Consider the following 12,323-nt stretch of genomic DNA (forward strand, 5'->3'; position numbering starts at 1 on the left):
CTTCCGCCAAAACAATGCGAAAATAGTACGGTTGCAGAGCTTAACTTTACTTAAACAAGCCAAAAATGGACAACCATACCGGTACAAATTCGGACTGAAAAATCAAAATAGCGCTACACAGATCCGGGGCAACCGCTTTAAGGTGGTGTCGTGAACTCAAGCCACGCAGACAGATAAGGACGGCATATGAAATCGGGTCGCTATATTGGCGTCATGTCAGGCACCAGCCTGGATGGGGTAGATGTTGTCCTCGCAGCAATTGACGATCGCATGGTGGCGCAGCAGGCAAGCCTGAGCTGGCCTATTCCCGTGTCGCTGAAAGAGGCCATACTCGCTATCTGTCAGGGTCAACAGCTGACGCTCTCTCAGCTGGGACAGCTGGACAGCCGGCTGGGCAAACTGTTTGCCGATGCCGTAATGGCGCTGCTGAAACAGGAGAACCTGCGACCACAGGAGATTGTCGCCATCGGCTGCCACGGCCAGACCGTCTGGCATGAGCCCTTGGGCGACGCGCCGCATACGCTACAGATTGGCGACAATAATCAGATCGTCGCCCGCACCGGAATTACGGTCGTGGGCGATTTTCGCCGCCGGGATATTGCCCTCGGCGGGCAGGGTGCACCGCTGGTGCCTGCTTTCCATCAGGCGCTGCTGGCGCATCCGGTAGAGCGGCGCATGGTGCTCAACATTGGCGGCATTGCCAATCTCTCTCTGCTCTTTCCTGGCCAGCCGGTTAGGGGGTACGACACCGGTCCAGGTAATATGCTGATGGATGCGTGGATCTGGCGGCAGAAGGGGCAGCCCTACGATAAGGACGCCCGGTGGGCAAGGGCGGGTAACGTCATCCGGCCGCTGTTGCAGCAGATGCTCAGCGATCCGTGGTTTGCCCGCCCGGCACCGAAAAGCACCGGACGGGAGTACTTTAACTACGGCTGGCTGGAGCGTCAGCTCGCCCATTTCCCAGGGCTCTCAGGCAGCGATGTGCAGGCGACCCTGGCAGAGCTGACGGCAGTCAGCATTGCCGAGCAGGTGCTGTTGAGCGGCGGCTGCGAGCGTCTGCTGGTCTGCGGCGGCGGGGGGCGAAATCCGCTGGTGGTGGCGCGACTCGCTAGCCTGCTGCCGGGCATTGAGGTAGGCACCACCGACGAAGCGGGCATCAGCGGGGACGATATGGAAGCGCTGGCCTTTGCCTGGCTGGCGTGGCGAACCATCGCCGGTCTGCCCGGAAATCTTCCCTCCGTGACCGGCGCCGCGCAGCCCAGCGTGCTTGGGGCCATCTTTCCCGCGAATCCACGGCATAATCAGACATAACCTAAATTCTGTTTTGTAACGAGACGTTAGACTAAAACAAAGCAGGGGCAGAGTCGTGATACGATCTGCCCCGGGATATGTTTTAGGACGGATCATGAAAAGATTATTGATTGCTTTATTACCCGTAATGCTTGCCGGATGTACGACCTACAACCAGTTTATGGAGCGTATGCACACCGACACGCTGACCTACCAGTGCGATGATGAAAAACCGTTGACGGTTAAGCTCAACCAGACCCGTCAGGAGGTCAGCTTCATGCTGGAAGATACGCCGCTGACGTTGCAGCAGGGCCTTTCCGCCTCTGGCGCGCGCTACACCGACGGAATCTACGTCTTCTGGTCTAAAGGGGATAACGCCACGGTTTACAAGCACGATCGCATTATCTTGAATAACTGCCAGCTACAAACCCCGCAGCGTTGAGATTTTTACACAGGCGGCGCACAATAGCGCCACCTGAATCTTTACGTAGCGAACGCCATGTCAGACAACAATTCAGACAACACCTCAGCCAACAATGATGCCAATAACAGCGAGCTGCAGCACATTGCGCACCTGCGTCGCGAGTACATCAAAGGCGGCCTGCGCCGCACCGATCTTCCTGCCCAGCCGCTAGACCTTTTTGAACGCTGGCTTGCCCAGGCCTGCGAGGCCCGTCTTGCCGATCCTACGGCGATGGTGGTGGCGACGGTGGATGAGAAGGGGCAGCCTTACCAGCGTATCGTTCTGCTCAAACACTATGATGAAAAGGGGCTGGTGTTCTATACCAACCTCGGCAGCCGCAAGGCGCACCATATTGAAAATAACCCGCAGATCAGCCTGCTGTTTCCCTGGCACATGCTGGAGCGCCAGGTGATGGTCATTGGCAAAGCAGAGCGTCTTTCGACGCTGGAAGTCGTGAAGTATTTCCACAGCCGCCCTCGCGACAGCCAGATTGGCGCATGGGTCTCGCAGCAGTCCAGCCGCATCTCTGCCCGTGGAGTCCTCGAAAGCAAGTTCCTTGAGCTTAAGCAGAAGTTTCAGCAGGGCGAAGTCCCGCTGCCGAGCTTCTGGGGCGGATTCCGTGTCAGCATCGATCAGATGGAGTTCTGGCAGGGGGGGCAGCACCGCCTTCACGATCGTTTTTTATACCAGCGTGAAAACAGCGGCTGGAAAATCGATCGTCTCGCGCCTTAATGGCTGAAAAATGTTGATTTAAGCGCTGGTACTCCGGGTTCCTGCGCTTTATTCTATCCCTCTTTCGTAACGAGCGAAAAGTCGTGTACCGGCAGAGGTGCAGCGTTAGATACATGGAGAATTTGATGGCAAGCGGTAACTTGATTAAACAATTGCAAGAGCGGGGGCTCGTGGCCCAGGTGACGGACGAAAATGCGTTAGCAGAGCGACTGGCGCAAGGCCCGATCGCGCTCTATTGCGGCTTCGATCCCACCGCTGACAGCTTGCATTTGGGGCATCTGGTTCCATTGTTATGCCTGAAACGCTTCCAGCAGGCAGGCCATAAGCCTGTGGCGCTGGTGGGTGGCGCAACGGGCCTGATTGGCGATCCGAGCTTTAAAGCCGCCGAGCGTAAACTTAACACGGAAGACACTGTCCAGGAGTGGGTGGATAAGATCCGCAAACAGGTTGCGCCTTTCCTCGACTTTGACTGCGGTGACAACTCGGCCATCGCGGCAAACAACTACGACTGGTTTGGCGGCATGAACGTGCTGACCTTCCTGCGCGATATCGGGAAGCACTTCTCTGTAAACCAGATGATCAACAAAGAGGCGGTGAAGCAGCGTCTGAACCGTGACGATCAGGGTATCTCTTTTACCGAGTTCTCCTATAACCTGCTGCAGGGCTACGATTTTGCCTGCCTGAACGAGCTGCACGGCGTGGCACTGCAGATTGGCGGTTCCGATCAGTGGGGTAACATCACCTCCGGTATCGACTTGACCCGTCGTCTGCATCAGAACCAGGTCTTTGGTCTGACCGTTCCGCTGATCACCAAAGCCGACGGCACTAAGTTTGGTAAAACCGAGGGTGGCGCGGTCTGGCTGGATCCGAAGAAAACCAGCCCGTATAAGTTCTACCAGTTCTGGATCAACACTGCCGATGCTGACGTTTACCGCTTCCTGAAGTTCTTTACCTTTATGGATATCGCGGAGATCAACGCTCTGGAAGAGGAAGATAAGAACAGTGGTAAAGCGCCGCGCGCCCAGTACGTGCTGGCTGAGCAGGTGACCCGTCTGGTACACGGCGAAGAGGGGCTGGAGGCGGCGAAACGCATCACCGCCAGCCTGTTCAACGGTACCCTGAGCGATCTGAGCGAGGCTGACTTCGAGCAGCTGGCCCAGGATGGCGTGCCGATGGTTGAAATGGAGAAGGGCGCGGATCTGATGCAGGCGCTGGTGGATTCTGATCTTCAGCCGTCTCGTGGCCAGGCTCGCAAGACCATCGCCTCTAACGCGGTCACCGTCAACGGTGAAAAACAGTCCGACGCAGAATATACCTTTACCGACAGCGACCGCCTGTTTGGGCGCTATACGCTGCTGCGTCGTGGTAAGAAAAATTACTGTCTGATCTGCTGGAAGTAATGCACTAAACACAGGGAGTGAGAAATCACTCCCTTATTTTTATGTCCGGGTAAGAAAATGAAGAATATCCTCGCTATCCGGAAAAAAGATGCATCGTCGCGCCCGGCGTTGCAGCATCAATAAAAAAAGCCGCTGATTTCTCAGCGGCTTTTTTGTTGGCTTGCGTTTCCCAGTACCGTTACGCGGAGGCTGTTTGAGACTCGGCTAACTCTTTCTCATCCATCTGCGTCATGCGGTTCAGCTTTGATGCGGTGAGCAGCATCAGCACCGCAATAACGGCAGTCACCATACCAATCTGCAGGAACACGCGGCCATAGATGTCCAGTGACATCAGCGGATCGGTCACATTTTCCGGGATAGCCATCATGTTAGCCACGTAGCCCGCAATCAGGTTTGCCCCGGCGGTGGTCAGGAACCAACTACCCATGATAAAGCCCATCAGACGCTGTGGAACCAGCTGGGCTACCATCGCCAGACCAAGGCCGGAGATCATCAGTTCACCGATGCTCTGGAAGGCGTAGCTCGCGATCAGCCAGCTCACAGAGACGATCCCGGCGTCGCTGGCAAATTTAGCCCCCAGCGGCAGGATCAGGAACGCGGCTGAGCAGAGCACCATCCCGAAGGCGAACTTAAACGGCATCGGCAGCGTGTCGCCCATCTTGGTATAGATAGCGGCCAGAATCGGGCTACCAATAATGATCCAGAACGGGTTCAGGGCCTGGTACTGCTCTGGCTCGAAGGCGATACCCAGAATAGAGTGCTCAACGTTGCGAATAGCAAAGAAGTTCAGTGAGGTCGGCATCTGGCTATAGAGAACGAAGAACACAATCGCCTGCAGCATCAGAATGAAGGCCACGATCATCTTACGACGCGCCGCGCCATGCATCGAGAAGGTCTCTTTGGCAAAGATGATCACGATACCCAGCGCTACAACCGCCAGTACCATACGGGCGATACCCTGGTTGTGCAGCAGCCAGGTTGCAGCAGCGATCAGGACGACAACGCCAGCGATGGTGGCCAGCAGGCTACCGACGCGCAGCGGTTCGAAGTCGGGTTTCGATCCGTACTGTTTAACCCAGCGCTTACAGAATAAAAAGTTGACGACGGTGATCAGCATTCCGACCACGCTCAGCGAGAAGGCCACGCTCCAGCCAAACTTCGCCGCCAGCCATGGGGTCGCCAGCATAGAGAAGAACGAGCCGATGTTGATGGACATGTAGTACATGGTGAAAGCGCCATCAAGACGCGGATCGTCTTTCGCATAGCAGGTAGAGAGCAGCGAAGAGGGGTTCGCCTTGAACAGGCCGTTACCTACCGCAATGGTCGCCATACCCATATAGACAACAGCCGCATCATGGCCGGACCAGGCTACCAGCGCATAGCCGATAGCCAGCACAATCGCCCCCAGCAGGATCACGCGTTTGGTACCGAGGATCTTATCACCCAGCCAGCCGCCGATGGCCACCAGGCCATATACCAGGGCGCTGAAGGAGGAGAACAGCGTAATCGAGTCGGATTCCGACATACCCAGCTGTTTCACCAGATATACCGCCATGATCCCTTGCAGTCCGTAGAAACCGAAACGCTCCCACAGTTCAATGGAGAAGATCAGGTAAAACGCCTTGGGCTGTTTGAAAGCGTTCAGGCTGACGCTCTCAGTTGGTTTGTTGTTTGCAGTCGACACATATACCTCTTTTTTTACATCCCATATTAACGGGGGTGTTCAGTGCGCAATGGCCAGAATCCATCGAGCTTATAGTTATAAGGGAGGGGAAACGGCGGGTAATGTTCCCTATCCAGCACGCTGAGGCAATACCTTTGTAATAATCTGTTACATATAAACGGGTCGGTATAAAGCGCCAGTTGGAAGAATGTTATTCAGCGTTAAATTTCGGCTTTAGCAGTTTGATAGTTTTTTCCACTAAATAAAACCGCCGCGTCAGGGTGTCTGGCGATATGTTCTGCTATTTTACGCTATAAGCAGCGTAATGGCCCGCTATTGCTAAAAACAGTGGTTTAATCTACCGCTGATTGCTTACGGGATGCAGTCTGGTACAGGTGTCAGGCTAATCATTGAAACATTTTTTTAACCTATGGCAGGTGAAGTGATCTCTATCACAAATGTATAGAAATTTTTTGTATTAAAAAAACGATTAACCTTAAAAAGTAATAACCAGCCGAGTTTTATCACGCTTTGCAGGCGCGTGAAAACATAAGCTGGGGTTATAAGAAAGAAAATCAGCGAGGGAGTAAACTACGCGTAAACTTTGTCACGGTACTCACACAGATCCTCGATAATGCAGGAGCCGCAGCGGGGTTTACGGGCGATGCAGGTATAGCGGCCATGCAGGATCAGCCAGTGGTGGCAGTCAACCTTGAACTCCGTCGGTACGACCTTCAGCAGCTTCTCTTCCACTTGCTCAACGTTCTTACCCGGGGCGAACTGCGTTCGATTACAGACGCGAAAAATATGCGTATCGACAGCAATAGTCGGCCAGCCAAAGGCGGTGTTCAGTACCACGTTGGCGGTCTTGCGTCCAACGCCGGGCAGAGCCTCTAGCGCGGCGCGATCCTCTGGCACCTCGCCGCCGTGCTGCTCCAGTAGGATCCGGCAGGTTTTAATGACGTTCTCGGCCTTGCTGTTAAACAGGCCGATGGTTTTGATATAGGACTTCACCCCCTCCACGCCAAGGGAGAGCATCGCCTCTGGCGTGTTGGCCACAGGGTAGAGCTTTGCCGTTGCCTTATTGACGCTGACGTCGGTGGCCTGGGCCGAGAGCAGAACCGCAATCAGCAGCTCAAACGGCGAGTTAAAGTTCAGCTCGGTGGTGGGGTGCGGGTTGTTATCCCGAAGACGGGTCAAAATCTCCAGGCGTTTTACTTTGTTCATCAGGCCTTCCCGGGCGTGGCAGGGGTGTCTACATTAGCGGTATCGACGGCAGGTGAAGCTACGACTGCTGCCGCCTGGCGTTTTTTAGTCCGCTCATCGATCAGGTACTTCACTGCCAGCATCATGCCCAAGCCAATAAACGCGCCTGGAGGGAGCATCGCCAGCAGGAAGGGCGAATCGGTATGAAACACCTCAATGCGTAACACCTTCGCCCAGCTGCCCAGCAGACCATCCGCGCCGTCAAACAGCGTGCCGTTACCCAGCACTTCGCGCAGGGAGCCGAGTACGAACATGGCGCAGGTGGCCCCCATGCCGATGGAAAAGCCGTCCAGGGCCGAGAGTGCCGGACCTTTTTTCGCTGCAAAGGCTTCGGCACGACCTACCACGATGCAGTTGGTGACGATCAGCGGGATAAAGATCCCCAGCGACTGATAGAGACCAAAGGCATAGGCGTTGATCAGCATCTGCACCGCGCTCACCACCGAAGCGATGATCATGACGTAGATCGGAATACGGATCTCCGAGGGCGTCCAGCGGCGTAGGGCGGAGATGGTCAGGTTAGTTAAGGTCAGCACCAGCGTCGTCGCTAGCCCGAGGCCCAGGGCGTTAGTGGCGGTAGAAGTTACTGCCAGCAGTGGACACATCCCCAGCAGCTGTACCAGCGCCGAGTTATTTTTCCACAGCCCCTGAACAATAACGTCTTTAATTTCGCTCATGGTCTACTCTCCGCATGAGGGTAAGGAATTAAGCTGGGCGGGTAGGGTTTGTGCATACAGGCCAGCTCGCTTAACGGCATTCACTACCGCCCTGGGGGTGATCGTCGCGCCGGTAAACTGGTCAAAATCGCCGCCGTCCTTCTTCACCGCCCAGTGGCTGTCAGACGCACCGGCAATGGTCTTGCCGCTGAAGGAGGTGATCCAGTTGGAGAGGCGCAGTTCGATCTTGTCGCCCAGGCCCGGCGTCTCATGATGCTCTGTGACCCGCGTCCCCAGCACCGTGCCGTTAAAATCCGCGCCAACCAGCAGCTGAATAGCGCCGGAGTACCCGTCCGGGGCCGTGGTTTCCAGCACCGCCGCCACGGGCTTGTCATCCTGGCGGGCGATATAGATCCGCCTTTCGCCCTTGCCCAGCTCCGGGGCGTTAACCAGAAAACAGCTCTGGCTAAGATCGTTATTATAGATATTGTCCGGTACCACCTGGTCAAACAGCGCCTTCTGCTGAATCGCAGCCTGTTCGGCAATGGTCGATTTGGTCAGCTGGGCGATGGCCGCCGTCAGGCCGGTAGAGCAGGCGGCGAAAAGGGCCAGCGTTACGCCGTGTTTCTGCATCGTCTTTAACATGGCTGCTCCTCAGCGATGGCCATACGCGCGCGGACGCGTGTAGTAGTCAATTAACGGCACGGTGATATTCGCCAGCAGCACCGCAAATGCCACGCCGTCCGGGTAGCCGCCAAAGCTGCGGATCAGCCACACCAGCACCCCGGTCAATGCGCCAAAGATCAGGCGGCCTTTGTTGGTCGTCGAGGCGGTGACCGGATCGGTGAGGATAAAGAATGCCCCCAGCATGGTCGCGCCAGAGAAGAGATGCAGCACCGGCGAGGCGAGGCTCTCGGGCGAGAACAGCCAGCCCAGCGTGGCGCAGAAGGCCAGCGTCACAAGGAAGCTAACCGGAATATGCCAGCGGATAGCACCTTTCCCCAGTAGGAACACCCCGCCGAGTAGATAGGCAAGGTTGACCCACTGCCAGCCTGCGCCCGCCAGCATGCCGCTGTAGATGGGGTACTGCATAATCTGGTCAACGCTGTGGCCTGCATGCAGCGACGTTTTAAAGGTGTCCAGCGGGGTGGCCTGGCTAACCCCGTCGATGCCCATCCGCAGGGTATCCATGTTGGCACCGCCCGCGTGGCCGGTAAAAATAACCTGCAGCGCGTCCATAAAGCCAGGCACGTTGGCGGCAATCTCATGCGGCGGTAGCCAGCTCGTCATCTGCACCGGGAAGGAGATCAGCAGTACCACGTAACCGATCATCGCCGGGTTAAAGGGGTTATGTCCAAGGCCGCCGTAGAGCTGCTTGGCAATAATCACGGCAAAAACGGTACCCAGAACCACCATCCACCAGGGGGCGAACGGCGGAATACTGATCGCCAGCAGCAGGCCGGTAAGCAGGGCAGAGTTATCCCTGAGGATGGCACCTGCATTTTGTTTACGCAGCGTAAGGACTAACCCTTCGGCGACGAGGGCGCTGACGCCTGCCAGTACGATCTGCACCAGCGTTCCCCAGCCAAAGAACCACGTCTGCACGGCGATACCGGGCAGGGCCGCGAGCAGAACCAACATCATAATCCGTGATGTCTGGCGCTGATTATGCGTATAGGGGGAGCTTGCGATTCGAAAAACCATCTATTCCTCGTTAACGGCCTGTTTTGCGGCTTTTTTAGCCTGAGCCCTGGCAATTGCCGCAGCGACGGCCGCTTTACGCGGATCGTCATTGGCCGCTGGGGTATCTACTATTTTATTGACGACCTTCTCGGCAGCCTGCTGCTGTGCTTTACGCGCTTTTGCGCGGGCGATGGCAGCGTCGACGGCGGCTTTACGCGGGTCAACCGCGGTGTCCGGCTCTACGGCTGCGGGTTCAGGTGCAGCTTCCGGAGCGGCTGTCTGGGCCGCTTTACGCGCTTTCGCACGGGCGATAGCGGCCTCGACGGCGGCTTTACGCGGGTCGACGGGCTCGGCTGCCGTCTCTGCGGCTGGCTGTTGGGCTTTCTCTGCCTGACGCGCGCGGGCCTCGGCCTTGCGGGCTTCGCGAGCGGCAATCACTGCGCTATTGTCCGGCTCGGCACCGGCCTGAACCACCACTGGCTGGGCGGCGCGCTGCTGTTTCTCACGTACGCGGGCCAGGGCGGCATTCACCGCATCCTTATCTTTGGCAGCGGGTTGGGCAGCGGACTTCTTATGACGCTCAAGTCGTGCCGCTTTCTCGCGCTCCAGACGGGCCTGACGCGCTTCAAAACGGATTTTCGCCTCGGCGGCGCGCTTCTCTTCCTGGGCGATAGCGTAGATCTCGGCCTTCTCCTGGCGAAAATACTGCACCAGCGGAATATTGCTTGGGCAGACCCAGGCGCAGGCCCCGCACTCGATGCAGTCCGCCAGATTGTGGGCGGTAGCTTTATCGTGCTGCTGACCTTTACTGAACCAGTAGAGCTGCTGCGGGAGCAGATCCGCCGGGCAGGCATCGGCGCAGGCACTGCAGCGAATGCAGCCTTTCTCTTCCTGGGTTTCGCCCATTTCGCTGGCCGATGGGGCCAGCAGGCAGTTAGTAATTTTGACCACCGGCACGTCCAGCCACGGCAGGGTAAAGCCCATCAGCGGCCCGCCCATAATTACCAGCTGCTCGCCGGAGGGGCAAAAACCGGCTGCATCAAGCAGGTGGCGCACTGGCGTGCCCAGGCGCGCCCAGACGTTACCCGGCTGCGCAACGGCTTCGCCGGTCAGGGTCACGACGCGCTCGGTCAGGGGTTCGCCATCAATGACCGCCCGTTTAACGGCAAAGGCGGTCCCTACGTTTTGCATCAGCACGCCGATGTCCGACGAACGGCCGCCGTGGGGAACCTGCTTGCCGGTGAGGATCTGCGTGAGCTGTTTTGCGCCGCCGGAGGGGTATTTAGTGGGGATCACACGTAGCATGATGTCATGCGCATTGGCCAGCACCGCACGCAGCATTGAGATAGCCTGCGGTTTGTTATCTTCAATGCCGATTAGCACCTGGCGCGGCTGAAGAATATGCGCAAGGATACGGATGCCCTCGACGATCTGCGCGGCGCAGTCCTGCATCAGGCGATCGTCAGCGGTGATATAAGGCTCGCACTCTGCGGCGTTAATGATGAGGGTTTCGATTTTATCCCCGCCGCCCAGCAGTTTATTACCGGTCGGGAAGCCTGCACCGCCAAGGCCCGCTACGCCAAACTGGTGGATACGTTCAATCAGTTCGGCACGGGAACGGGAGCGATAGTCGCTCCAGCCGTCGCGCTCAATCCAGCGATCTTCGCCGTCAGCATCAATAATGACGCTCAGCTCGGCCAGCGCCGACGGATGCGCGGTTGAGTGGGGGGCGATCTCCACTACCGTCCCCGAGGTGGGGGCGTGTACCGGCAGCATACGTCCGCGACCGTGGGTCAGCGGCTGGCCGCGCAGAACGCGATCGCCCACGGCCACACACAGCTCGCCCTCAGCGCCGATATGCTGCTTCAAAGGAATGACGAAACGTCCCGCCAGCGGAAGCTGGCGCAGAGGCGTACCGTTTGACTGAGTTTTCATCTCCGGCGGATGGATGCCACCGTTGAAATCCCAGAGCTTATCTTTTTTAAACGCGGAGAATAACTTAAGCATGTTGTTCCACTGGAATAATGCGTACCGGAATGGTTTGCAGATCCCATTTCCAGCTTTCAGTCGTTGTCGCGACAGGACGCAGGTCGATACACTGCGTCGGGCACGGAGCAACACAGAGATTACAGCCGGTGCAGAGATCGCTGATGACCGTGTGCATGGCGCGGGTGGCACCGACAATGGCGTCAACCGGACAGGCCTGGATGCACTTGGTGCAGCCAATGCAGTTTGGTTCATCAATGACCGCCAGCATACGTACCGGCTCAGCGGCTTCGGCATCGTCACCAATTGGCTGCGGGTCGACGTTTAACAGCGTGGCGATTTTAAGCATTACCGCTTCGCCGCCAGGCGCACAGCGGTTGATCTTCTCGCCCTGGCTGCCTACGGCCTCGGCATAGGGGCGACAGCCGGGGTAGCCGCACTGGCCGCACTGGCTTTGCGGCAGCAGATTATCAATTTTTTCGACGACCGGATCGTCCTCCACCGCAAAACGGCGCGAGGCGTAGCCGAGAATCAGGCCAAAGATCAGCCCGAGCACGCTCAGGGCCGCAATGGCTATCCAGATAGCAGACATTACAGCTTCACCAGACCACTAAAGCCCATAAAGGCCAGAGACATTAAACCCGCGGTAATCAGCGCGATGGCGTTACCGCGAAACGGTGCCGGTACATCCGCCACCGCCAGACGTTCGCGAATAGCGGCAAACAGAACCATCACCAGCGAGAAGCCGACGGCAGCGGAAAAACCGTAGAGCGCCGACTGTAAAAAGTTATGGCCGAGGTTGATATTCAACAGCGCCACGCCCAGCACCGCACAGTTAGTGGTGATGAGCGGCAGGAAGATCCCCAGCAGGCGATAGAGCGCCGGGCTGGTTTTGCGGACCACCATCTCGGTGAACTGCACCACGACGGCGATAACCAGAATAAAGGCCAGGGTGCGCAGATAGATGAGATCGAGCGGAATAAGAACAAAGGTGTCGATCAGCCATGCGCAAATAGAGGCCAGCGTGAGCACAAAGGTCGTCGCCAGCCCCATCCCCATAGCAGTCTCCAGCTTTTTGGAGACCCCCATAAACGGACAGAGGCCCAGGAACTTAACCAGCACGAAGTTGTTAACCAGTACGGTTCCGACAAACAGCAACAGGTAATCAGTCATTATTCAGCCTG

General features: G+C 57.2%; 12 protein-coding genes. 4 read left to right on the top strand and 8 right to left on the bottom strand.

Translation table 11 applies throughout. The features are described 5' to 3' along the window. The first annotated feature begins 186 nt into the window (after positions 1–186). The 4 genes from anmK to tyrS all read left to right on the top strand — a co-directional run bounded on the left by anmK (position 187) and on the right by tyrS (position 3,885). Entirely contained in the window at positions 187–1,311 is a 1,125-nt protein-coding gene (gene anmK / locus WFN61_RS05085) for an anhydro-N-acetylmuramic acid kinase (protein ID WP_337038004.1), read from the top strand. A 94-nt stretch (positions 1,312–1,405) separates the two neighbouring features. Beyond that, the gene (gene mliC, locus WFN61_RS05090; protein ID WP_144811835.1) at positions 1,406–1,732 is read left to right on the top strand and encodes a C-type lysozyme inhibitor; all 327 of its coding nucleotides are present in this window, start codon (positions 1,406–1,408) and stop codon (positions 1,730–1,732) included. A 57-nt stretch (positions 1,733–1,789) separates the two neighbouring features. Further along, positions 1,790–2,485 carry a pyridoxamine 5'-phosphate oxidase gene (pdxH, locus tag WFN61_RS05095; protein WP_222890398.1) on the top strand — a complete coding sequence of 232 codons (696 nt, stop codon included), beginning with the start codon at positions 1,790–1,792 and terminating at the stop codon, positions 2,483–2,485. Positions 2,486–2,610: 125 nt separating this feature from the next. Next, positions 2,611–3,885, top strand: a complete 1,275-nt coding sequence (gene tyrS / locus WFN61_RS05100; RefSeq protein ID WP_144811827.1) for a tyrosine--tRNA ligase — start codon at positions 2,611–2,613, stop codon at positions 3,883–3,885. Positions 3,886–4,063: 178 nt separating this feature from the next. On the opposite strand, the gene dtpA is transcribed toward tyrS, so the two are convergent. From dtpA to rsxA, 8 genes are all read right to left on the bottom strand, one after another. After that, positions 4,064–5,569 carry a dipeptide/tripeptide permease DtpA gene (gene dtpA, locus WFN61_RS05105; RefSeq protein WP_144811823.1) on the bottom strand — a complete coding sequence of 502 codons (1,506 nt, stop codon included), beginning with the start codon at positions 5,567–5,569 and terminating at the stop codon, positions 4,064–4,066. Positions 5,570–6,139: 570 nt separating this feature from the next. After that, the gene (gene nth / locus WFN61_RS05110; protein ID WP_312177001.1) at positions 6,140–6,775 is read right to left on the bottom strand and encodes an endonuclease III; all 636 of its coding nucleotides are present in this window, start codon (positions 6,773–6,775) and stop codon (positions 6,140–6,142) included. After that, complete coding sequence (locus WFN61_RS05115; protein ID WP_144811818.1) at positions 6,775–7,491, bottom strand: electron transport complex subunit E; 717 nt, start codon at positions 7,489–7,491, stop codon at positions 6,775–6,777. The genes nth and WFN61_RS05115 overlap by 1 nt, the downstream gene beginning before the upstream one ends. 3 nt (positions 7,492–7,494) lie before the next feature. Next, positions 7,495–8,115, bottom strand: a complete 621-nt coding sequence (rsxG, locus tag WFN61_RS05120) for an electron transport complex subunit RsxG (RefSeq protein ID WP_144811815.1) — start codon at positions 8,113–8,115, stop codon at positions 7,495–7,497. 9 nt (positions 8,116–8,124) lie between these two features. Beyond that, entirely contained in the window at positions 8,125–9,174 is a 1,050-nt protein-coding gene (rsxD, locus tag WFN61_RS05125) for an electron transport complex subunit RsxD (RefSeq protein WP_144811812.1), read from the bottom strand. Next, on the bottom strand, positions 9,175–11,160 hold the full coding sequence (rsxC, locus tag WFN61_RS05130; protein WP_337038013.1) for an electron transport complex subunit RsxC: 1,986 nt from the start codon (positions 11,158–11,160) through the stop codon (positions 9,175–9,177). Beyond that, complete coding sequence (gene rsxB, locus WFN61_RS05135; protein WP_042393745.1) at positions 11,153–11,731, bottom strand: electron transport complex subunit RsxB; 579 nt, start codon at positions 11,729–11,731, stop codon at positions 11,153–11,155. The genes rsxC and rsxB overlap by 8 nt, the downstream gene beginning before the upstream one ends. Next, positions 11,731–12,312, bottom strand: a complete 582-nt coding sequence (gene rsxA / locus WFN61_RS05140) for an electron transport complex subunit RsxA (RefSeq protein WP_042393740.1) — start codon at positions 12,310–12,312, stop codon at positions 11,731–11,733. Before rsxA ends, rsxB begins: the two co-directional genes overlap by 1 nt. Between the last annotated feature and the right edge of the window lie 11 nt (positions 12,313–12,323).

This window comes from Pseudescherichia sp. AS216 (assembly GCF_037152055.1).
Classification (GTDB): Bacteria; Pseudomonadota; Gammaproteobacteria; order Enterobacterales; family Enterobacteriaceae; genus Pseudescherichia.